Genomic DNA, 21255 nt, shown 5'->3' on the forward strand with positions numbered 1-21255 from the left:
AGCACCCCTCGGTGGCGGTGTCCGGGCAGGCGTCCGGGTCGACGGCCAGCACCAGGTCGAGCAGATCGCCGAAACCTGTACCCGTTGGTGTCAGTTTTCGGCGTCGTCGACGGTGAGCAGCGTGGCGAGTTGCCGCATGATGCCGGGCCGGGGGCGGTAGTACACCCAGCTGCCGCGGCGTTCCGCGTCGACCAGGCCGGCCTCGCGCAGCGTCTTCAGGTGATGCGAGATGGTCGGCCCGGACAGCTCGAACGCCGGGGTCAGGTCACACACGCACACCTCGCCACCCGGTGCGGACGCGATCATCGACATCAGCTGTAGGCGGACCGGATCGCCGAGCGCCTTGAAAGCCGGCGCCAGGACCGCTGCGGTCTCCGCTGGGATACGGCTCTGGGCCAGGGGCGGGCAGCACGGCTCGTCCGCGGTGACATCGGTGAGCGTGAGCGACACGGCTGGTTTCGACATGTGTCTAGGTTGACAGCTGTCTAAGCCGTGTGCAAATCTCTGTTTCGAGAAACGTCGAATTCGACAGCCGTCGAGACGAGGTGCGAGAGGGCTCGCCACTGGCAGCCCGTTCGGCCTGCCCGCTGGCCCGCCTCGACCACGCCACTGATCAACGAAGGAGCACGACCATGAGCGACACCACCAGCACGACCCCCGCGGCCGGCGGCTTCACCGGTGACCCCGCCGACGCACTCACGGTCGCCGGCGCCGGCGGGTGCTGCGGCAACCCCGCCCAGACCACTCTCGCCCTGCCCGAGCCGGCCGCCGAGACCGCCGCCCCGTGTTGCGGCACCACCGCCGAGGCCGGGCAGGACGGCTCCTGCTGCGGAGCCGCCGCCAAGCGGCAGGCCGTGGACGCCGGGCAGGGCTGCTGCTCATGACCAGCTCCCCCGCCCCGCCGCTCGCCGGACTGGACGCCCTGCTCGACCAGGTCTCGGGCGAGCGGATGGCCGCCACTGTCGCCACCCTGGCCGGTGTCACGTTCACCGGCCGGCGGGTCGGCAGCCCCGGTGGCGCCGCCGCCGCGGACTGGCTGACGGACCTGCTGGCCGAGACCGGCGTGGCCGTCACCCGTGACAGCTTCGCCGTCGGCAACGTGCCCCAGGTCTACGCGCCGCCGGCGGTGTCGTGGCAGCACGCCGGGGGAGTGGTGCCGCTGGTGTTCGGCCGGGACGTCGCCGTGCACCTCGCCTCCGCCGACCGGGGACAGCCGGTACGGGCCGGGCTCGCGGTCGCCGGCTACGGCGACCCGGCCGGCCGCTGGCTGCTCGTGCCGGCCGGGATGAGCCTGTTCGACGCCTACGCGCACGCCGACGGTGCGGCCGGGCTGCTGCTGGCCCGGGGCGTGGATGCGGACGGCTGGCACTACACGATGCTGGCCGGACCGAACCCGGGCCCGCTGCCGGTGCTGTCGATCGAGCCGGGCCTGCACCAGCGGATGACCGCCTCGGCCCGGCGCGCCGACGGTGACGGTGACGCCATTCTGTCGGCCGCCACGCCGATCCGGCGGATCGAGGTCACCGCCACCAACCTGCACGCCCGCTACCGGACAGCCGTGCCCGGCGGGCTGGATCTGCTGCTCACCGCCCACTACGACGGTGTCGGCGACCATCCGGGGCTGCGCCAGCCCGCGGCGGCCGACAACGGCAGCGGCGTGGCCGTGATCTGCGAGGCCGCTCGGCTGCTGGCCGCGGCGATGCCGGACGGGACGGGGCTGTCGGTGGCACTGCTGGACGCGGAGGAGACCGGCGCGCTCGGCTCCGCCCGCCACGCCCGTCGGCTCACCGACGCCGGTGAACGGCCGGTGGTGGTCAACGTCGACGGCGCCGGCCACCTGAACACGGCCGCGGCGGTCGAGGCCGGCGGTCCCGCGTACGGCCTGCTCGCCGTGCTGGACCAGGCCGCTCGCCACGTCCGGCTGCCGCTGGCCGCCGGGCCGGTGGCCTCGGACAACCGGCGGTACGCCGCAGCCGGGCTCGCCGCGGTCGGCGTCGGCGCCGGGATGGCCGGCTACCACAGCCCCGCCGACACCGCGGAGCGCGTCGAGCGGGCCACCCTCTCGGCGGTGTGCCGCCTGATCATCGCGGCCGTGTGGCTGGCCGGTGCGGCGCCCGCTACGCTCTCATCGTTGATCGGCGATGAACGATGATGGGTGTGATGGCGAATGGCCGAACTGCTCGACAGAGCGACAGCGGAGCAGTACGCCTCCTGGTTCCGTGCCCTGGCCGATCCCTCGCGGGTGCAGATCGTGGAATACCTGGCTCGCCAGGACCGCCCGATGCCGGTCGGCGAGATCGTCACCGCCGTCGGCCTGGCCCAGTCGACCGTCTCCCAGCACTTGAAGATCCTCACCGAGGTGCGGTTCGTGCTGGTGGAACCGGCCGGCAACGCCCGCCACTACCGGATCAACGCCCGCTGCATCGCCTGCTTCCCCTCCGCCGCCGACGTCGTGATGGGCAAACCCGCACCCGATGCGACCGCAGACTGCGCATGACCACCTCAGGAGCTCTCCCATGAACAGCCACTTCCCGGAACTGCCCGTCGTCGTCATCGGCGCCGGGCCCGTCGGTCTCGCCGCCGCCGCGAATCTCGCCGAACGCGGCCTGCCGTTCCTCGTCCTCGAAGCCGGGGACGGCCCGGCCGCCGCCGTTTGCGACTGGGGCCATGTGCGGCTGTTCTCGCCGTGGCGTTACAACATCGACCCGGCCGCCGCGCGCCTGCTCGACGACTCCGGCTGGGTCCGCCCCGACGACGACAAGCTGCCCACCGGCGCCCAGCTCGCCGCCGACTACCTCCAGCCCTTCGCCGACCTGCCCGCCGTCAAGCCGCACGTCCGCTACGGAGCGCGCGTCGTCGCGGTGACCCGGCTCGGCCTCGACCGGGTCCGCAGCCTCGGCCGCGAGCAGGTCCCCTACCTGGTACGCCTCGACACCGGCGACGACATCCTGGCCCAGGCGGTCATCGACGCGTCCGGCACGTGGACCGTACCCAACGTCCTCGGCGCCTCCGGCATCCCCGCGCACGGCGAAGACCTTGCTTCGGCGTACGTCGACAGCGCTCTCCCGGACGTCTTGGGCCGCGACCGTGACCGATTCGCCGGAAAGCGCACCCTGGTCGTCGGCGCTGGGCATTCCGCCGCCAACACCCTGCTCGCCCTCGCCGAACTGGCGGAGCAGGCGCCCGGCACCACGATCGGCTGGGCGATCCGCGCGACCAGCCCGGCACGCACCTACGGCGGCGAGTCCGCCGACGCCCTGCCCGCCCGCGGCGCGATCGGCTCCCGCCTGCGCGCACATGTCGAGAACGGCACGATCACCCTGTACACCGGCTTCTCCGTGCAGAGCATCAACGTCGCCGGCGACGAGGTGCGCGTCTCCGACGGGAAGCGGACCGTCGCCGTGGACCGGATCGTGTCGGCGACCGGGTTCCGGCCGGACCACACGATCACCGGCGAGCTGCGCCTCGACCTCGACCCGATCCTCGGCTCCACCCGGGCACTCGCCCCGCTGATCGACCCCAACGAGCACTCCTGCGGCACCGTCCCGCCGCACGGCGTCGACGAACTCACCCACCCCGAGCCCGGCTACTTCGCCATCGGCGTCAAGAGCTACGGGCGTGCGCCGACGTTCCTGCTGGCCACCGGCTACGAACAGGCCCGCTCGGTGGTCGCCGCCCTCGCCGGGGACTGGGAGGCGGCCCGCGACGTGCAGTTGGACCTGCCGGAGACCGGCGTCTGCAACAGTGACCCGGTCGATGGCGGCTGCTGTGACACGCCCGCCCCGGCCGGCCTTGCCACCGGGATCTCCGGCGGACTGCTCACCGCGCCGATCCAGCTCATCAGCCTCGGCGAGAAGCCCGCCGACGGCGCGGCCGGCTCGTGCTGCTGACCTGATGCGGGCGACGAACCAGCTGCCGGCCACCCACGGCGGCCGGCAGCTGGTCGCGACGTTCGCCATCACCCAGACCATCGGGTACGGCTGCCTCTACTACTCGTTCGCGGTGCTGCTGCACGCGATCGCCGCCGACCTGCGAGCCACCCCTGCTGCGGTCACCGGGGCGCTCACCACCGCGATCCTGGTCCAGGCGGCCATGGCCGTACCGGTCGGAAGGTGGCTCGACCGGCGCGGCGTCCGTGCCCTCATGACCGGCGGAAGCGCCCTCGGCGCCGGGATGCTCGTCGCGTGGTCCCAGGTGGACCGGGTGTGGCAGCTGTACCCGGTGTTCGCCGGGCTCGGCGTGGCCATGGCCATGGCGCTCTACGAACCGGCCACCGCCGTTCTCGTCGCCCGGTTCGATGCGGCCCGGCGGCCACGGGCGATCCTCGGGATGATCGTTGTCGCCGGGTTCGCCAGCACGATCTTCATGCCGCTCACCGGCTGGCTGAACGACCGGCACGGCTGGCGTGCCACCTTGTTGACCCTCGCCATCCTTTACGCGGCTGTCGCGATCCCCCTGCACTGGCTGGTGATCCGCCACCCGAACCACCACGCGGAACCGGCGCCGCGACGGCGGGCCCCCGTCCGCGACCGCGGGTTCTGGCTCCTGGTCATCGCGTTCGTCGCCCACGCCGCCGCGATGAGCAGCATGACCGTGCACCTGGTCGGTTTTCTGACGAGTCGCGGACATCCCGCCACGTTCGCCGCCACCGTCGCCGGACTGCTCGGCGCCCTGTCCGTCACCGGGCGCCTGCTGCTCACCGCGGTCGGCGGCCGGATCCGCCTGCATCGGGTGGTGGCCGCCATCTTCGGCCTCCAGGCAGCCGCCGCGTTCAGTCTGCCGCTGGTGGCCGGCAGTACGGGCGGTGCTGTCGCCGGGGTGATCGCTTTCGGGCTCGGCTTCGGCATCGCCAGCCTGGCCACGCCGCAGTTGCTCGCCGAGCGTTACGGGACCACCGGCTACGCCACCATCGCGGGCACCCTCGCCGCCTTCGTCACCCTGGCCAAAGCCGGCGCGCCACTGGCTGCCGCCGGTCTTCTCGCCACACCGAGCGGCTACCTGACGGTCCTGCTCGCCGTCGGCAGCGCCTGCCTGGTCGCCGTCGCCGGCATCCTCACGCGAGGCTGATCCGCGCCGGTTCGCCAGCCGTCTCTTGTCAGCTCGTCCCGGTAGAAGGCGCGGATCTCGGATTCCGCCAACGTGCTGCGGTAGGTCTGAGCGGCGTGGGAGGCGTCACCGCAGCCGGAGAACGTGCCGGTTCTCGGTGCAGCCACCGAGCAGGCAGGCGGCGAGTGCGACGGCCGTCATGGGCCCGAGACGGGTGAACATGCCGGGCAGTATGTCCCACCCGGGATAGCTCGGCCGGGTGGGACTTTCTTGTCGTGAAGCCGGTGGTCCCGATGCATCTTGTCATTCGGCTATAGTCCGCTGTATGCCAGCGAAGCCGATCAGCCTCATGGGTGCGCACGAGATCCGTGTGCGCCTTGGCGGTGTCAGCCGCCAACGCGCCTACCAGATCACCACTCGGGCGGACTTCCCGAAGCCGGTCGCCGACCTGGCTCAGGGCAAGATCTGGCTGACCGACGACGTCGAGACGTGGATGAAGGCCCACCGGCCCGCCGCGGACGACGGCGACGAGATGTAGAAGGCCGCCGCGTTCATTCGCCGAGGAACTCGGTGACCGCTCGTCGCAGGGTTTCGACGTTGCCGATGAGGACGTGGCCGCCGTGGTCCAGTTCGAGTGTGCGGGCATCGGGTAGCCGGGCGCTGAACCGTTCGACGTCGTCGTGGGGCGCCAGCAGGGCGTGTGCGGCGTTGATGATGAGTGCCGGGGCGGCGATCCCGGACACGGGGATGCGGTCGGCGAGGGCGTGCTCGGCCACCGTGGCCCGGTCGTGGACGGTGCCCGCCCGGCGGGGAGCCAGCGGGAACATCGTTCCGTTGATCGCGTTCAGCTCGTCGAGGTCGTCCTTCGCGAGCTGTGCGGGAGGCGCCCCCGCGGCCAGTTTCACCACGGCGGGGATCTTCGTGGTGAGCCACAGCAGGAACTGTGCCCGGGCCAGGACGCGTACCGCCGGGACGGGAGGCAGTGGCGCCCGTCCCGCCAGCGGCAGCAGGGGTGATTCGAGGACCAGGCGCCGGACGCGCCCGGGATGGTCGGCGGCCAGCTGGAGCGCGATGACCGTGCCGGCGGAGAGGCCGACCACATCCACCTGGTCGACGCCGAGGTGGTCCAGCAGTTCGACGAGGGCAGCCGCCTGGTCGCTGACGGAGGCGCCGTCGGGGAGTGGGGAGCCGGGGTAGCCGAACCGGGACGGGCTGATCACGTCGTACCGGTCGGTGTGGTTCTGGGCCAGGCGGCGCTGTGCCCAGTCGATGCCCTGGTCCCAGCCGCCGCCGCTGCCGTGCAGGACGAGAACGGCCCGGCCGGTTCCGAACCTGGCGTAGCGGAGCATCCCGTGGGTGGACCGGAAGTCGGCCACCGGCACCGGCGGGTTCGCCAGGCGACGTTCTGCCACGACCATGTCGTCGTGATACCGCTTCCACCAGCCCATCCGGTGATCATCGCATCGCACCGCCGGAGAGTGTCGATCAAGGCCCCCCTGCGACGTGGCCCGGCGTCGATGGACGCCGTGCCTACCATCAACGCGATGGAACCCGTTCTGGTCCCGATCGACTCTCACCAGTTCTGGCTGCGCGACCCCGGCCGTCGACCACAAGCTGTCCGACCGGGCCGTCGACCTCCAGCAGGGGAGGTAGTGCCGGAAACCACGGCCCGGACGATGCCGTAGGGCGGCCTGCCCTACGGCATCGTCCGGCTGCTGTCAGCTGACGGTGAGCGCGGTGTCGTCGATGACGAACGACGTCTTCAGCGAGGAGTCCTCGACCCCGGTGAAGGTGAGGGTGACGGTCTGCCCGGCGAAAGCGGCCAGGTTGTACGAGCGCAGGGTGTACGCGCTGGCGTTGAGGTTGGAGAACACCTGCAACGTGGTGGTGCCGGCCTTCACGGTCAGTTTGTCGTACTGGGTGGTGGTGGTCGTCTCCGCTGTGATGATTTTCAGGTAGAACGACAGCGTGTAGGCGCTGCAACCGGTGGGAAGGGTCACCGACTGGGACAGGGTTTCGGTATTCGTCGAACCGTTGCCGTTGAGCCACGCGTCACGGGTGCCGGTTCGCGGCGCTCCGTCGCCGGTGTTCGCGCCGATGACTCCGGTCGAAGCGGTCCACGGTGTCGTTGCGGTTTCGAAGCCGGGATTGCCGAGCTTCTGGCCGGCGCCGGTACACCCGCCGGTCCCGGTGACCGTCAGCGTGTACGAAGCACTGTGGGTCGCCGAGCCCGTTCCCGTCACCGTGATGGTGTAGGAACCGGCCGCGGCGGCCGTGGTGGTCGCGACGGTCATGGTCGATGATCCACCGGAGGTGACCGACGCCGGGCTGAAGCTGACCGTGACACCGGCCGGAGCACCGGAGCTCGTCAGTGCGACGGTCTGCGCGCTGCCGGAGGTGGTGGCGGTGTTCACGGTGGCCGTGGCCGAGGAGCCCGGGGCCACCGAGCCCGTGTTCGGGCTGAGCGACACCGAGAAGTCGTTGGCCGTCGAGGTAGCCGTGGTGAGGGTCCACGCGGCGTACAGCTCGGCGTTGGCCCAGCGGCCCAGCGAGGTGGTGTTGATGTTCGACGGGTAGGTGTCGCAGGCCTTGTGGTAGCAGGGGTCGTAGGCCTGCCCGGCGGTGCCGCCCCACTTGGTCACCTGGGCGCTGGTCTTCGTGTAGCTGGCCCCGGTGGAGTTGATCGACGAGGGGATGCCGGCGTTGCGGAACGAGCCGTCGTCGCTGCAGCACTCGGTCGACGTCTCGGTGGGAACGCTGATCGAGGTGAAGTACTCGCGCAGCTTCACGGCGACGGCGTCGGTGCCGGTCACGAAGTAGCCGCCGTTGGTGGAGGCGATCATGTCGAAGGTGCCGTACGCCTTGATCGCGCTCTTCTGGGCCGTGGTCAGCGAGTTGACGTAGAACTTGGAGCCGATCAGTCCCTGCTCCTCACCGGCCCACCAGCCGAACCGGAGGTGGTTGGTCATGGTCGGGTTGTTCGCGGCCAGTTGGAGCGCGGCTTCGAGGAGTGTGGCCGTGCCGGAGCCGTCGTCGTTGATGCCCGGGCCGGCCGACACGCCGTCGGAATGGGCTCCGAACATGTAGGTGTTGCTGGTGTCGCCGCCCGGCCAGTCGGCGATGATGTTCTTCGCGGAGCCGCTGCAGGTGGTGCAGGTCTGCACGGTGACGGTGAAACCGGCCGCCTGCAGCTTCTGCTGCAGGTATGTCGTCGTCGCGGTGTGCCCCGCCGTGCCGGTGGCCCGGTTGCCGCCGTTGCTGGTGGCGAAGGTCTGCAGTTGTTGCAGGTGGGCGTTGACATTGGCGACGTTGACGGTCGGCGGAGCTGCCAGCAGGGAGGCGCTGATCGCCGGCACGGATGAGCCGGCCGATCGTGCGCCGGTCGAGGCCGGCGCCGGCAGGGCGCTGAGCGCCACCGTCGCCGCGACGAAAACAGCTAGGGCAGGTCCTGCCGTCACCGTTCTGAGTCTCATGGGTGCTCCTAGGGTCGAGGCCGATACACGGCCAGGCCGTAGGAGAACAGGAATATGCCACCAAGCACAAGATATCGAAACGCTTATATCTTTGACCGCCCCCGTGCGGTTCGAGTCGACTTGGTCACGCTGCCGACGGCAGATGGTCGATCATGGCGAGTCGGTGCTGGACGCGTACGACCGCGGCGCGCAGCAGCGGTGTGCGGAGCTGGCGTGCGGCCGCGTTCGGGGAGTCGGGTCCGTGCCGGCGGAGCATGTCGGCGAGGCGCTGCTCGAAGTTGATGACCCTGCCGTTCGGGGTGACCGTCTGGTCCGCGTAGGTCAGCGCGTCGGACACTCGTGACTGTTCGCGCGGGAATCGGGTGAGTTTTTCGGCCAGTCCGCGGGCCTGGGCCGTGTGCATCGCCGCGGAGTGGTGGGCGACCAGTGCGACGATCCGTGACGGCCACCCCGTCGTCTCCAGGTGGCGAGCGCCGTCGAGCGGGTGGAAGCCGGTGTCGTACAGGGTGGCGGCGTATCCGATGTCGTGCAGCCAGGCTGCCGCCAGCAGGATCTCGCCCTCGCTGCGTGACCCGACCGTGGCGGCCGCCATGTCGGCCCGTCGCGCCACCCCGATCGTGTGTAGCCAGCGCTCCGGTAGATCCACCAGCAATCGTTGCGCGAGATCGCGGGCACGGTGGACATCCCCGACGGAACGAAGAGCGTCGGTCATGAGATTCCTCCGTGGATGTTGCGGCGTTCAGGCGGGAGTGGAACGGATTGCCCGCGGAGCAGGGCGGTTCGCCGCCGGGGCGGATTCGGCGTCGGATCACGGCGGCGACGACCAGGACGGTCGCGCCGACGGAGATGGCGCGTCTCGCCCGTCTTGCAGTGGGCGAGACGCCGCACCGCTACTTCTTCTTGCTCTTCTTCTTGTCCTTTTTGCTCTTCTTGTCCTTCTTGGCCATGTCGTCCCCCTCTCGATCGATCCACGGCAAAGCTACCGAGTGTGATAGCCCTATGTGCCGTGGGTAACAGTGCTGGAGGCGCGTGACGTGAAGATGAACGAAAGGGAAACGCCGTTCTGCTCAGGTTACCGCCGGCTGACCCTGGGTGCGGCCGAAACACCACTGAGCAGCGTCGATGGCAGTGTCCGAAAATGCACAGTGCCTCTGAGATGTCCATCACACTAACGGCAGGCATCCGGAATCCGTCCTGGAGTCTTGCTGAGGCCGCGGCGCCGACCGGGCTCGGCACACTGCCAGGGCCTGCGGACGACGCGGCGGCTGTTCCTATGATCACCGGATGTTTGGACGCTTCCGCAGGACATTCGCCGTGGACACCGATTACGCACAGGCCGACCTGCATCTGCGCGATGCACGCGACCGGGTGGTGGCCGGTGACTGGACCGCGGCTCCGCAGCTGATGCACGCCACCGGCCACGACTGGGAACTACGTAGCCGGCGGCTCGCCGTTCTGGGCCTGGCGGCCGGGCACACCCCGGAGTGGGTGAAGGCTTGGGAGGCCGCGATGCCGGGCGACCCGACCGTCGCCATCCTGCATGCTGAGGGCCTGAACGTGCTGGCCGGCGAGGCTCGGGGCTGGGCGTCGGCGCGTAACACGAGCCCGGAGCAGTTTCGGGAGTTCCACCGGCTCTCCGAGGCAGCCGCTGCCGCCGGTCAGCGGGCGGTCGAGCTCAACCCGGAGGACCCGTACCCCTGGGTGACCCGGATGGGCGCGATGCTCGCGAACGGGCACCAGCACCATGAAGATTTCCGAATCGTCCTGGGCGAGGCGGTCGCCCGTGACCCGTACCATTTCGAGGCGCACCTGACGGCGGTGACGTTCCTCTGCCAGAAGTGGTACGGCTCGCATGAGCAGATGTTCGCGGCGGCCCGTGGGCCGGCTGCGGCAGCGCCCGCCGGCGCGTCGGTGGTCATGCTGCCGCTGCTGGCCCATTTCGAGTACGCGTTGCGCGAGTTCGGGTTCGAGACCCGCGCTGAGTCGTTGGCCGCGAAAATGGAGTACTTTCGCCGCCCCGAGGTGACCCAGGAGATCGCCTGGTGTGCGGCCAAATGGCGGGCGGCCGGCGAACCCCGGCTGATCGCCCGTGGGATCACCCTGCGCCATTGGCTGGCGTTGGCGAATTACCTGGCCGGTCATGACCGCCCGGGCACCAAGGCGGTGCTCTCCCAGATCGGCTCGTACCTGGGCAGCACCCCTGCGTACGGCTACTTCTGGATGCGGCAGGCGGAAGGCTTTCAAACCGTCTCGAAATGGGCCCGATAGCGGTAGCGAGCCGGCACGACCCCAACCGCCTTTCGCGGTTCATCAATTCGCATTACCCGAGTTCGGCGGCGAAGGCGGCGATCCAGGCCAGGGGCGCGTTCCAGTTGATCGTCAGTTCGTTTGTCGACCAGGAGTGGATGTCGTCGATGTAGCAGAACTGGCCCACTTGGCCGGTCAGCCGGGCCTGGGCCACCTCGTCCTGCAACCCTGAGTTGGGGCCGCCGGCGAGGGTGCCCTTCGGCGGGTGCGGCAGGGTGGGGTCGAGTTGGTGGGCGTACCAGCGGCTGTGCTGGTTCTTCGCGAAGTCGGTGCCGTAGCCGGTCACGTAGGACAGGCTCAGCGCGTTGCGGCCGAGGATGTAGTCCAGGCCCTCCAGGACGCCGTCCCGGTAACGGGTTTCGCCGGTCAGGTCGTGGGCCACGGCCAGGACCATCAGGTTGTTGAGCACCATGCTGTTGGAGCCCCAGTCCCACTGGTTTCCCGGTGGGGCATAGGCCACCGCGTACGGATGGGCCTGTTGGAGGGTGAGGTACTTCTCGGCGCCGGCGAGGACCGAGGCACGCACGTCCGCGAGGCCGGGCAGGTCGCTGGGTGTCAGGGCCAGGGCGAGGCGGGCGGCGGCCGCGGTGGCCGCCCAGTCGAAGGCGTACGGTCCGAAGACGTCCTCGGTGTGCAGCGGGGAGGCCAGCACCGCGTCGGCGTACTTGTGGTCGCCTGTGGTCAGGAACAGCTCGGCCGCCGCCCAGTAGAACTCGTCGCGTACGTCGTCGTCGTTGTAGGGGCCGCCGCCGATGGTGTCCGCGACCGGCGCGTACCGGATCGGGTTTGTCTCGGCCGCCGTGTAGGCGGTCCGCGCGGCAGTCAGCAGGCGTTCCGCGTAGTCCGCGTCGTACTTGCGGAAGATCCGTGCCCCCTGGGCCGCGACGGCGGCCAGGTTCAGGGTGGCCGCCGTGGATGTCGGGCGCAGCACGCGCGGTTGCGGGTCGAGGTGCGGCAGCGTCGGCAGGCCGGTCCACTCGCGGTCGTGCATCTTGTGGTGGACCAGGCCGCTGGGCGCCTGCATGCGCAGCAGGAAGTCCAGCTCCCAGCGCACCTCGTTGAGCAGGTCGGGGACCCCGTTGCCGCTTTCCGGCAGGTCGAGGGTCAGCCCGCCGAGGCCGCCACGGTGCTCGAAGGCGTACAGCAGCTGCCACACCGTGATGCCGCCGTTGACCACGTACTTGCCCTGGTCGCCAGCGTCGTACCAGCCGCCGCGCACGTCCAGGCGGTAGTCGCCGGCGTCCGGGGCGCAGGGGACGTCGCGGTCGCCGAGGTGCCCGGCCGGGCGGCCGTAGCCGGGCCGCAGGTCCTCGCGGATCTCGATGCCGCTGCGCTGGCAGTAGAAGAATCGCAGCGCGTCGGCGCGCAGCGTGCTGTAGAGGCCCGGGGCGATGGTGAACGGCCGGCTGGTCGCGCCGTCGGCGGTCAGGGTGAAGCCGGTGCCGGTCTGCCGGTGCTCGCCGAAGTCGACGGTGTGCACGTTCTGCTGGGAGGAGGTGTCGATGCCGCGCGGGTCGGTGGTCCCGGTCGCGACGACCCGGCCCGCGCTGTCGGCGAGTTCCCAGGGCAGTGCGCCGGTGGCGTCGGTGACCAGGGTTGCCCGTTTCGGTCCGGACGGAAGGTAACCCAACTGGTTGACCGCGACGTTGGACATGGTCGGGAACGCTCCCAGCCGGTGGGCCCGCTGTCAAACCCGCGCGATAGTGAGGTCGGTGGATCTAAAGTGGCGCGCATGCGAATGCGGCGATGGGTCACGGTGGCGGTCACCGCGGTCCTGATCAGCGGTCTTGCGTGGTTCACTGTGGAGCGGGCGGAGGTGGCGTCGGCCGACACCGTGCCGTTGAAGAAGCTGGCCGCGGCCGAGGGGATCACCTTCGGCACCGCGGTGAGCGCGTCCGCTCTGAAACAGGACACGGAGTACGCCAAGCGGCTGGACGCCGAGTTCGGCAGTGTCACGCCCGAGGACGCGATGAAGTGGGCGGTGGTCGAACCGGAGCAGGGCGAGTTCGACTGGCAGGGCGCCGACGACATCGTGAATGCGGCCGACCCGAACGGACCGGACGGACAGGAGGTTCGCGGACACACGCTGGTGTGGCACAGCTCGCTTCCCGGCTGGCTCACCACCGGGTCGTTCTCCGAAACCGAGGTGACAACGCTGCTGCGGGAGCACATCCAGACCACGGTCGGCCGGTACGCGGGCCGGGTCAAAACCTGGGACGTGGTGAACGAACCGCTGAACAACGACGGCACCCTGCGGTCGAGTCTCTGGCTGAACAGGCTGACCGACACGTACATCGCCGATTCGTTCCGCTGGGCGCACGCGGCGGATCCGTCGGCGGTGCTGTACCTCAACGAGTACGGCGCCGAGTGGAGCGGCCCGAAGGCCACCGCGCTGTACAACCTGGTGAAGAAGCTGCTCGCCGAGGGCGTACCGATCGGAGGAGTCGGCTTCCAGGCACACCTGACCGGGTCGAGCCGGCCGGACGGGTTCGCCGCGATGCTGCGCCGTTTCGCCGACCTGGGCGTCGACGTCGCCGTCACCGAACTCGACGTGCGGATCCCGACGTCGGACCCCGCGGGAACCGTGGCCACCACGGCCGACCTCGACAGCCAGGCCCGCGTCTACGGCCAGGTCGTCGCCGCCTGCCTCAGCGTGCCGCGGTGCCGTTCGGTCACCACATGGGGCTTCACCGACGCGTACTCCTGGATTCCCGGCGGATACCCCGGATGGGGTGCCGCCGATCTGTTCGACGCCGACCGTGTCGCCAAGCCCAAGCCCGCCCACACCACGGTGGCGAACACGCTGCTCGCGCACGGCCGGCCGGCCGGCGCGCCGGTCGGCCAGTGGCGGCTGGACGACCCCGAGGGCGCCACGGTCGCGGCCGACACCTCCGGTTACGGCCACGACGCGACGGCGCGCGGCGGGACGATGGGCAACACCGGCCGGGTACCCGACGTGACCGCCTTCGTCGGCAACGGCTCCACCTCGGAGGTGACCACCACGGCGCCGGTGGTGAACACCGGTGACAGCTTCACGGTCTCCGCCTGGGTGCGGATGACCAGCACGGGCATTCCCGGGGTGATCGCCGCTCAGGACGGTGCCGTCCGCAGCGCGTTCTACCTGATGTACCAGACCAGCACCAACCGCTGGGAGTTCACCGTCCCGTCGGTGGACGGCTCGACGGTCGAGTGGCTGACCGCCCGATCCGTGACGGTGCCGGCGCTGAACACCTGGACACATCTCACCGGCGTCTACGACAAGACCGCTCACCAGCTGCGGTTGTACGTCAACGGCGTGCTGGAAGGCAACCGGAACACGGTCACTGCCTGGGCGTCCAGCGGGCCGTTCCACATCGGGCGCAGCTTCTCCGGCGGCCGGTTCGCCGGTGCGATGAGTGACGTACGCGTGTGGAACCGGGCCCTTCCGGAGAGCGAGGTGCCCGCCGTGAGTGACCGCACGGTCGCCTGGTGGGGTTTCGACGGCACGGCGACCGACTCCTCGCCGTTCGGGCGGGCCACGTCGCTGACGAGCAGTGGCACGGGATACACGACCGACCGGAACGGGGCGTTGAGTCTCACCGGTACGGGAAGCGCGGACGGCTACGGGCCGAGCCTGCTCACGGAGCAGTCCTACACCGTCGCCGCCTGGGTGAAGCTGACCGCCAAGGACGGGAGCCGGGTGGTGATCAGCCAGGCGGGCGCCAAGGTGAACGCGTTCTACCTGCAATATCACCAGACGTACAACCGGTGGTCGGTGCTCGTGCCGGCCGCCGATGTCGTCGGCCCGACCTGGCAGTACGTACTCTCCACGGAAGAGCCGGCGCTGAACACCTGGACCCACCTCGCCGCGGCGTACGACGCGCAGGCCGAGAAGCTGTCCCTCTATGTCAACGGCGCACCGCAGGGGAACCCTGTCGCCGCGAAGTCCTGGTCATCCGCCGGACGGGTCCACATCGGCAGTTCCGGTACGGGCAGCCGGTTCATCGGCGCAATCGACGATGTCCGCGCCTACGCCTCGGCACTGTCGGTCTCCGAGATCAGGGCCCTGGCCACCGTGTAGTGCAGGTGGAGAACGCGGTCGCCCTGGACGACGGCGTCGGGATCGCCGAGGAGAACGGTGCCGGTGTGGCCGCCGAAGAAGCGCACCCCGGCACCGAACACCACCGGTACGACGTCCATCGCCACTTCGTCGACGAGGCCCGCCGAGAACGCCTGCCCGCCGACGTCACCCGCCGTCACACACACCAGGCCGTCCCCGGCGAGCTTCTTCGCGAGTTCGATTCCGGCTTCGACGGAGGCTGCCGTGTGGAACGGCGCGTCGGGGAATCTGGCGAGCCAGTCGCCGGGCAGCGGGCGGTGGGTGACGACGACGAGATTCTCACCGGCCGCCGGCACCCCCGCCCAGCCGTCGGTGATGTCGAACAGGTGCCGGCCGATCACCGTACATCTGACGTCGTCCCAGAACGGCTGCACGTAGGCCGCGGAGGCGCGGCTGACGTCGAACGACCATTTGTCGTTCGGGTGGACGGTCACGTCACCGTTGTTGTACCAGTCGAACAGCGGCCCGACCGAGCCGTCGGGGTAGGCGATGTATCCGTCCACCGAGACCACGGCCTGCATGACCACTCGTGCCATCGTGATCACTCCTTGATTGCGGTCTTGAAACTTCTTGCATCCGTCTCGGGTCACTGATCGATAGTGACGAGGCGCACGTTGTTCATGAATATACCTTTTTGAACGCCCGGGACCTCTATCGAATCGCTTGCGTTCATCACCTCGGGACCGTTACTGACTACCGAACGTGATGATCCGTCTTGACTGTTTCTGCAAGAACTTGCAGGCTCTGCTCGGGTGCCGCGGTGAGCGCGGCACACTCCACAGCAATCTGCGAGAGGGAAAGCGATGCGTCGCACCACTGTCACCCGGATCCTCGCGCTCAGCCTGGTGCTTCTGCCCGCCCTGGCGGCGCCGGCCGAAGCCGCGACCAACGCCGGCGCCACCCCCGTGCTGCACTTCGTGGCCGAGTGGACCGAGTGGACGGAGGGAACCCTGGAAGCCGGCCGGTCCGTCCTGGTCGACTACGACCTGACGAGACTTTCCCGGTGCCGCAGCCAGTACGCCGGCGGCGACGCCTGGAGCATCGGTGTCTACTACCGCGTCGACGGCGGCCCGATCCAGAGGCAGGTGGTCACCCGCCTCGACGAGACCCGCCACAACGTCAAGGTGCCGGCCAGCATCGATCTGCCGCTCGACGGCAAGGACCTGGAGTTGTGGTTCCAGGCCGCCGACCGGACCGGCTGCAACGAGTACGACTCACGGTTCGGCGCCAACTACCACTACACCATCTCGCCGGGGCGGTAGGGGCTGTCCGCCGAAGATGGCGGCCGGATCGCCGGTGTACCAGACGTTCTCGATGACCATCCGCCGCACGACCCATCGCTGCTGATCCCGCACGAGGCCGACGTCGTACCGGTTCTTGAGCAGCGCGTGTACGCGGTGGTCGGCGGTGAGAAGGTGCTGGGCCTCGACGAGTGCCGTCAGCGAGGCGCTGTCGCCGTCAACATGTACCCGCGGGTTCGTGACGACGTGCGTGGTGTCCACGCGGCCGGCGAAATTGGTGAGGATGGTGTCGACGATGGTGTCGCGGCCGACCATCACCGGGATGTCCTCGCCCCATCGCCGTGCGGCGGGCCGGAAGTCCAGTTCTGCGGACTCGGCGAACGCGGAGGCGAAAAGTTCACGGTCGGCGAGGTCCTGCCCGAGGCCGAAACGGTAGAGGGCGTCGACGATTTCGATCCGGTCACGCAGGTCGGCGTCGGTTTCGCCCGCGGACAGGGCGCGGTCTTCTGTGACGTACATGGTCTCCACGATCGCGAGTCGACGAGCTCGTAACAACGGCGATCCATGCAACGATCGTGAAGCGGAGCTTCACGATCGAGGGGCGGCAACCGTGGAACGGCACGAGATCGAGGTCTTCCTGGCCCTGGCCGAGGAGTTGCATTTCGGCGAGGCCGGGCGGCGGCTCGGCATCACGACGACGCGGGTCAGTCAGGTCGTGCGTGTGCTCGAACGGCGCGTCGGCGTCCGGCTGTTCGACCGCACCAGCCGCCGGGTGACGCTCACGCCGACCGGCCGTCAGCTCTACGAAGACCTCAAGCCGGCGTACGACGGAGTCCGCGAGGCAGTCGCACGAGCCGTCGCGCACGGCCGCGGGCTCACCGGCACGCTGCGGGTCGGCTACGTCGGCGCGGCGGCGGGACAGCTCGTCATGAACGCGGCGATCCGGTTCCGGCGGGGCCACCCGGACTGCGCGGTCGAGGCCCGGGAAGTTCAATCCGGCGGCGCCGTCGAGCGCCTGCACACCGACCAGATCGACGTGCTCGTCGGCTGCCTCCCACTGGATGGGCCGGGACTCACCGTCGGGCCCGTTCTGCTGACCGAGCAGCGGATGCTCGCCGTCCCGGCCGGTCACCCGTTCGCGCGGGCAGCGAACCTGTCGATCAAGGATCTTGGCCGTGTCCACCTCATCGCGGCCCCGTGCTCACTACCCACCAGGCCCGCCGACGGTGACGCTCCAACCGCCGAGACGTTCCAGGAGGTGTTGACGCTCGTGGGCGCGGGCCAGGGGGCGTTCGTCGTCGGCGAGCACGTCACCCGCTTCTACGCCCGTCCCGACGTGGTCTACGTCCCGCTGCGGGACGCGCCGCCGCTGTGCTGGGGTCCGGTGTGGCCCACCGGGCGGGAGACGGCGAAGGTCCGGGCCTTCACGGCCGCCGCGGACCGTTCGTCCCGGGCGGCATGACGGCGCCGCGCACCCGGTCGGGTGCGCGGCGTCCCTACCATCCTCAGGCCGTCGGCTGGTCGGTGCAGAACACCGCCTGGATCAGGCCGCCCAGTGCCTGGGGGAACACCTCTGCCGGGTCGAGGTCCCTGGTGGTCAGTGAAGCGGTGAGGGTCTTGCGGCCGTCGGGTGTGCTGATCATCAGTGCCCCGTAGCCGCCGGGGGCGCCGCCGTTGTGGTGAACGATGGTGCCGTTGCCCGGGCCCAGATCCTGCACCCACAAACCGAGGCCGAGGTTGAACTTGCCGTGCGGGGTGAGCATCTCGGCCAGCAGCGGGGCCGGCAGCAGCCTGCCGCCCAGCAGCGCGGCGATGAAGGTGCTGAGGTCGCCGGCGGTCGTGATCAGGTCACCGGCGCCGGCCAGCAGGGTCGGGTTCTGGCGGCTGACGTCGACCACCTTCCACTCGTCGCCGTCCTGGTAGCGGTAGTAGCCGTGGGCATGCGCCCCGGGCAGGTCCGGCGAGGTGGACGACACCACGGTGGCCTTCAACCCGAGCGGCCCGAGGATCCGCTGCTGCGTCTCCTCGGCGTACGAGCGCCCGGTGACCCTCTCGATCAGCAGCAGGGCCAGCGTGTAGTTGGTGTTGGCATAGCTCTGGTCGGTGCCCGGCTCGAACCGCGCCGGCTTGGTCAGCGCGAACCGCACCAGTTCCACGGGCCGGTAGGTGTGGAACCGGTTGTCCACCCAGTCCTTGCCCCCGGACGGGAGCCCCATCCGGAACGTTCCGTCGGCGTCGGGCTCGCCGGTGTAGTTGTACAGCCCGCTGGTGTGCCGCAGCAGCATCCGGACGGTGATCCGCTCGTCCAGCCCGAGCTCGGGAAGGTGGCCGGCCACCGCGTCGTCCAGTCCGAGCCTGCCCTCGGCCACCAGCTGGAGCACCAGGGTCGCGGTGAACGTCTTGATCACGCTGCCCGCCCAGACCTGTCCATCGGCCGGTGGCCCGGCGGTCTCGCCCAGCCTGTTCACTCCGGCGCGGCCGACCCAGTCGCCCTGGTCGTCGTGGATGCGCATCTCCGCGCTGCCGAAGCCGGCGTCCACGAAGGTCTCCAGGATCTGCTGGAGTTCCGGACGCTCCTGGCCGGTGGTGTCGGACTTCTGCATCGTGCTCTCCTCAGGTCGGTTCCCGCTGGCGGGGGCGGATGTCGTGGATGTCGTCGTTGAGCTGTTCACGAGAGCCACGATCGCCTGCCGCTCTGACACCGGACGGCCATCGCTCTGACACGGCCTCTGACACGGCGCCCGCGACCGTTGCCGTCTCCTCGCGAACGCCGGACGGGCGCTGCGTGGAACCGCTCCCATTGACCGGTCTGGATGTTACTTGTAGGGTGCCGAGGCAGAAACTTTCGTAGTTCACCGCGAAAGTATCCCGCCCGGAGAAGTGCCCCTTACTGCTTCTCCTGAAGGCCTCGCGTTCAGCTCGCCATCGCATGTGCACCGTTCTTGAGGCACTTCCTCCGGCCGGCCGAAGAACCACGACAAGAGGAAGAACCTCATGAACGTGCGGAGCACACGAAGAACGCGATCGCGCGCGGGTCTGGTCGCCGTCCTCGCGGCCGTCCTGCTGGTCGCGGGCGTGACGACGGCGACCAGCGCGCAGGCGGCCACCGGCTGCCGGGTGACGTACGCGGTCTCGGCGCAATGGTCCGGTGGGTTCACCGCCGACGTGCGGGTTACCAACCTGGGTGATTCGATCACCGGCTGGAATCTGGGCTGGACGTTCGCCTCCGGGCAGCGGGTGACGCAGGCCTGGAACGCGACGGTCAGTACCGCCGGTGACCGGGTGACCGCGACCAACGCGGCCTGGAACGCGAGCGTCTCCACCGGCGCGACCGTCTCGTTCGGATTCAACGGGTCCTGGTCCGGCGGCAATCCGGTGCCGGAGTCGTTCGACCTCAACGGCGTCGCCTGCACCGGCACTGTGGGCGGGTCACCGAGCCCGTCGGCGTCGGCGTCGCCGCGCCCGGCCGATCCCCAGGCCACGGTGGCCGCGATGCAGCCGGGATGGAACCTCGGCAACACCCTCGACGCGATTCCCGACGAGACGGCCTGGGGCAACCCGCTCACCACCCAGGCACTGCTGCGGCACGTCAAGGCGCAGGGCTACAACAGCATCCGGATCCCGGTCACCTGGAGCAACCACCACGGCGGCGCCCCGGATTACACCATCGACGCCGCCTGGCTGAGCCGGGTGCGGCAGATCGTCGACTGGTCCCTCGCCGAAGGGCTCTACGTGATGATCAATCTGCATCACGACTCGTGGCAGTGGATCAATGCGTATCCGTCCGACCGTACAGTCGTGTTGAACCGGTACACCCGGCTGTGGACGCAGATCAGCGCGGCGTTCCGTGACCACTCCGGCAAGCTGGTGTTCGAGAGCATCAACGAGCCACAGTTCACCGGCACCTCCGGTGACGAGCAGAACTACCAGGTGCTGCACGAACTCAACGCCGCCTTCGTCGACCTGGTGCGCGCCTCGGGCGGCGGCAACGCCACCCGGCTGCTGGTGCTGCCGACCCTCTACACCAACGCCGACCAGGGCCGCCTCGACGCGCTGACCGCGAGCTTCGACGAGCTGGACGATGCGAACCTGGCAGCGACCGTGCACTTCTACGGATACTGGCCGTTCAGCGTCAACATCGCCGGCGGCACCCGCTACGACGCGACCGTCGAGCAGGACCTGATCGGCACGTTCGACCGCGTCAAGACCACGTTCGCGGACCGGGGCATCCCCGTGATCATCGGCGAGTGGGCGCTGCTCAACTGGGACCACAACCGGCCCGGAATCATCGAGCGCGGTGAGTTCCTCAAGTTTCTCGACGCCGTCGGCTACCACGCCCGTACCCGAGGGCTGACCACGATGCTGTGGGACGCCGGTCAGTTCCTGAACCGGACCGAGCTGCGCTGGCGGGACCAGGGAGTCCACGACACGATCCGGGCGAGCTGGACCACCCGGTCCGGTACGGCCTCCTCGGACCAGGTGTATCTGCCGCGGACCGGCACGATCACCGGCAGGACGCTGACGCTCAACCTGAACGGCCTCACCTTCCAGGGGCTGCGCCAAGGGAGTGCCGATCTCGTCCAGGGCGTCGACTACACCCTGTCCGGGAACATGCTGACGCTGACCGCGGCAGCGCTCACCCGGTTGGCCGGAAACCGCGCCTACGGTGTGAACGCGACAATCGAAGCCCGGTTCTCCGGCGGGGTGCCCTGGCCGGTCAGCATCATCACCGCCGACCCTCCGGTGCAGGCCGCCGCCACCGGGACGACCGGCTCCTTCGCCGTCCCGACCCAGTTCCGGGGCGATCAGCTGGCCACCATGGAGGCGAGGTACGCCGACGGCAGCAACGCCGGACCCGCGAACTGGACACCGTTCAAGGAGTTCTGGACGCACTTCCAGCCCGACTACGCCGCCGGCGCGATCCTGCTCAAACCGGAGTTCTTCGCCGAGGTGAACGACGGAGCCGTCACGTTGACCTTCCACTTCTGGAGCGGCACGCAGGCCGCCTACCGGATCACGAAGTCCGGTACGACCGTGACCGGCGCCGTCGGCTGACATCGAGCGCGGCCGCGCTGACCTTCGTCGTGGC

The 21255-nt window shown here is 69.7% G+C and carries 19 protein-coding genes; 11 read left to right on the forward strand and 8 right to left on the reverse strand.

Translation table 11 applies throughout. The annotated features are described in order from the left end of the window. Positions 1-90: 90 nt before the first annotated feature. On the reverse strand, positions 91-465 hold the full coding sequence (locus BJ964_RS30130) for an ArsR/SmtB family transcription factor (protein WP_188123829.1): 375 nt from the start codon (positions 463-465) through the stop codon (positions 91-93). Between the two features lie 167 nt (positions 466-632). Between BJ964_RS30130 and BJ964_RS30135 the strand changes: the two genes are divergently transcribed. From BJ964_RS30135 to BJ964_RS30160, 6 genes are all read left to right on the forward strand, one after another. Next, on the forward strand, positions 633-884 hold the full coding sequence (locus tag BJ964_RS30135) for a hypothetical protein (protein WP_188123830.1): 252 nt from the start codon (positions 633-635) through the stop codon (positions 882-884). After that, entirely contained in the window at positions 881-2152 is a 1272-nt protein-coding gene (locus BJ964_RS30140; RefSeq protein ID WP_188123831.1) for a M28 family metallopeptidase, read from the forward strand. Before BJ964_RS30135 ends, BJ964_RS30140 begins: the two co-directional genes overlap by 4 nt. 15 nt (positions 2153-2167) lie before the next feature. Continuing rightward, positions 2168-2497, forward strand: coding sequence for an ArsR/SmtB family transcription factor (locus BJ964_RS30145; RefSeq protein ID WP_188123832.1), 330 nt, complete (start codon positions 2168-2170; stop codon positions 2495-2497). Positions 2498-2516: 19 nt separating this feature from the next. Next, on the forward strand, positions 2517-3890 hold the full coding sequence (locus tag BJ964_RS30150; RefSeq protein ID WP_188123833.1) for an FAD-dependent oxidoreductase: 1374 nt from the start codon (positions 2517-2519) through the stop codon (positions 3888-3890). 4 nt (positions 3891-3894) lie between these two features. Then, a complete protein-coding gene (locus tag BJ964_RS30155; protein ID WP_188123834.1) occupies positions 3895-5067 on the forward strand; it encodes an MFS transporter in 1173 nt (390 codons plus the stop codon). Between the two features lie 304 nt (positions 5068-5371). Next, positions 5372-5584: a helix-turn-helix transcriptional regulator gene (locus tag BJ964_RS30160; protein ID WP_188123835.1), complete on the forward strand. Its 213-nt coding sequence runs from the start codon at positions 5372-5374 to the stop codon at positions 5582-5584. A 13-nt stretch (positions 5585-5597) separates the two neighbouring features. On the opposite strand, the gene BJ964_RS30165 is transcribed toward BJ964_RS30160, so the two are convergent. The 3 genes from BJ964_RS30165 to BJ964_RS30175 form a co-directional block, all read right to left on the reverse strand. Then, positions 5598-6515 carry an alpha/beta fold hydrolase gene (locus BJ964_RS30165; RefSeq protein WP_188123836.1) on the reverse strand — a complete coding sequence of 306 codons (918 nt, stop codon included), beginning with the start codon at positions 6513-6515 and terminating at the stop codon, positions 5598-5600. A 249-nt stretch (positions 6516-6764) separates the two neighbouring features. Then, positions 6765-8519, reverse strand: a complete 1755-nt coding sequence (locus tag BJ964_RS30170; protein WP_188123837.1) for a M20/M25/M40 family metallo-hydrolase — start codon at positions 8517-8519, stop codon at positions 6765-6767. Positions 8520-8643: 124 nt separating this feature from the next. Next, a complete protein-coding gene (locus tag BJ964_RS30175) occupies positions 8644-9231 on the reverse strand; it encodes an HDIG domain-containing metalloprotein (protein WP_188123838.1) in 588 nt (195 codons plus the stop codon). Between the two features lie 572 nt (positions 9232-9803). Here BJ964_RS30175 and BJ964_RS30180 point away from each other — a divergent pair. After that, the gene (locus BJ964_RS30180) at positions 9804-10787 is read left to right on the forward strand and encodes a hypothetical protein (RefSeq protein ID WP_188123839.1); all 984 of its coding nucleotides are present in this window, start codon (positions 9804-9806) and stop codon (positions 10785-10787) included. Between the two features lie 52 nt (positions 10788-10839). Here the strand turns inward: BJ964_RS30180 and BJ964_RS30185 are convergent, their stop codons facing one another. Further along, complete coding sequence (locus BJ964_RS30185; protein ID WP_188123840.1) at positions 10840-12480, reverse strand: glycoside hydrolase family 9 protein; 1641 nt, start codon at positions 12478-12480, stop codon at positions 10840-10842. 78 nt (positions 12481-12558) lie between these two features. Between BJ964_RS30185 and BJ964_RS30190 the strand changes: the two genes are divergently transcribed. Next, a complete protein-coding gene (locus tag BJ964_RS30190) occupies positions 12559-14886 on the forward strand; it encodes an endo-1,4-beta-xylanase (protein WP_188123841.1) in 2328 nt (775 codons plus the stop codon). Here BJ964_RS30190 and BJ964_RS30195 read toward each other — a convergent pair. Continuing rightward, on the reverse strand, positions 14835-15461 hold the full coding sequence (locus BJ964_RS30195) for a dihydrofolate reductase family protein (protein ID WP_188123842.1): 627 nt from the start codon (positions 15459-15461) through the stop codon (positions 14835-14837). The two genes, BJ964_RS30190 and BJ964_RS30195, sit on opposite strands and share 52 nt — an antisense overlap. 267 nt (positions 15462-15728) lie before the next feature. Here BJ964_RS30195 and BJ964_RS30200 point away from each other — a divergent pair, with 267 nt between their 5' ends. Then, complete coding sequence (locus BJ964_RS30200; RefSeq protein WP_188123843.1) at positions 15729-16187, forward strand: DUF6209 family protein; 459 nt, start codon at positions 15729-15731, stop codon at positions 16185-16187. Here BJ964_RS30200 and BJ964_RS30205 read toward each other — a convergent pair. Continuing rightward, positions 16140-16685: a nuclear transport factor 2 family protein gene (locus BJ964_RS30205; protein ID WP_188123844.1), complete on the reverse strand. Its 546-nt coding sequence runs from the start codon at positions 16683-16685 to the stop codon at positions 16140-16142. The two genes, BJ964_RS30200 and BJ964_RS30205, sit on opposite strands and share 48 nt — an antisense overlap. Before the next feature lie 91 nt (positions 16686-16776). Here BJ964_RS30205 and BJ964_RS30210 point away from each other — a divergent pair, with 91 nt between their 5' ends. After that, a complete protein-coding gene (locus BJ964_RS30210; RefSeq protein ID WP_229807470.1) occupies positions 16777-17628 on the forward strand; it encodes a LysR family transcriptional regulator in 852 nt (283 codons plus the stop codon). A gap of 43 nt (positions 17629-17671) precedes the next feature. On the opposite strand, the gene BJ964_RS30215 is transcribed toward BJ964_RS30210, so the two are convergent. After that, on the reverse strand, positions 17672-18769 hold the full coding sequence (locus BJ964_RS30215) for a serine hydrolase domain-containing protein (protein ID WP_188123846.1): 1098 nt from the start codon (positions 18767-18769) through the stop codon (positions 17672-17674). A 391-nt stretch (positions 18770-19160) separates the two neighbouring features. Here BJ964_RS30215 and BJ964_RS30220 point away from each other — a divergent pair, with 391 nt between their 5' ends. Further along, positions 19161-21221, forward strand: a complete 2061-nt coding sequence (locus BJ964_RS30220; protein WP_188123847.1) for a cellulase family glycosylhydrolase — start codon at positions 19161-19163, stop codon at positions 21219-21221. Positions 21222-21255 lie beyond the last annotated feature (34 nt).

Origin of the sequence: Actinoplanes lobatus (assembly GCF_014205215.1) — a bacterium.
Taxonomy (GTDB): Bacteria; Actinomycetota; Actinomycetes; order Mycobacteriales; family Micromonosporaceae; genus Actinoplanes; species Actinoplanes lobatus.

Excerpts from the sequence above, each read along its gene's own strand:
- BJ964_RS30130 (WP_188123829.1), bottom strand. The coding sequence starts at position 465 with ATGTCGAAACCAGCCGTGTCGCTCACGCTCACCGATGTCACCGCGGAC.
- BJ964_RS30135 (WP_188123830.1), top strand. The coding sequence starts at position 633 with ATGAGCGACACCACCAGCACGACCCCCGCGGCCGGCGGCTTCACCGGT.
- BJ964_RS30140 (WP_188123831.1), top strand. The coding sequence starts at position 881 with ATGACCAGCTCCCCCGCCCCGCCGCTCGCCGGACTGGACGCCCTGCTC.
- BJ964_RS30145 (WP_188123832.1), top strand. The coding sequence starts at position 2,168 with ATGGCCGAACTGCTCGACAGAGCGACAGCGGAGCAGTACGCCTCCTGG.
- BJ964_RS30150 (WP_188123833.1), top strand. The coding sequence starts at position 2,517 with ATGAACAGCCACTTCCCGGAACTGCCCGTCGTCGTCATCGGCGCCGGG.
- BJ964_RS30155 (WP_188123834.1), top strand. The coding sequence starts at position 3,895 with ATGCGGGCGACGAACCAGCTGCCGGCCACCCACGGCGGCCGGCAGCTG.
- BJ964_RS30160 (WP_188123835.1), top strand. The coding sequence starts at position 5,372 with ATGCCAGCGAAGCCGATCAGCCTCATGGGTGCGCACGAGATCCGTGTG.
- BJ964_RS30170 (WP_188123837.1), bottom strand. The coding sequence starts at position 8,519 with ATGAGACTCAGAACGGTGACGGCAGGACCTGCCCTAGCTGTTTTCGTC.
- BJ964_RS30175 (WP_188123838.1), bottom strand. The coding sequence starts at position 9,231 with ATGACCGACGCTCTTCGTTCCGTCGGGGATGTCCACCGTGCCCGCGAT.
- BJ964_RS30180 (WP_188123839.1), top strand. The coding sequence starts at position 9,804 with ATGTTTGGACGCTTCCGCAGGACATTCGCCGTGGACACCGATTACGCA.
- BJ964_RS30185 (WP_188123840.1), bottom strand. The coding sequence starts at position 12,480 with ATGTCCAACGTCGCGGTCAACCAGTTGGGTTACCTTCCGTCCGGACCG.
- BJ964_RS30190 (WP_188123841.1), top strand. The coding sequence starts at position 12,559 with ATGCGAATGCGGCGATGGGTCACGGTGGCGGTCACCGCGGTCCTGATC.
- BJ964_RS30195 (WP_188123842.1), bottom strand. The coding sequence starts at position 15,461 with ATGGCACGAGTGGTCATGCAGGCCGTGGTCTCGGTGGACGGATACATC.
- BJ964_RS30200 (WP_188123843.1), top strand. The coding sequence starts at position 15,729 with ATGCGTCGCACCACTGTCACCCGGATCCTCGCGCTCAGCCTGGTGCTT.
- BJ964_RS30205 (WP_188123844.1), bottom strand. The coding sequence starts at position 16,685 with ATGTACGTCACAGAAGACCGCGCCCTGTCCGCGGGCGAAACCGACGCC.
- BJ964_RS30215 (WP_188123846.1), bottom strand. The coding sequence starts at position 18,769 with ATGCAGAAGTCCGACACCACCGGCCAGGAGCGTCCGGAACTCCAGCAG.
- BJ964_RS30220 (WP_188123847.1), top strand. The coding sequence starts at position 19,161 with ATGAACGTGCGGAGCACACGAAGAACGCGATCGCGCGCGGGTCTGGTC.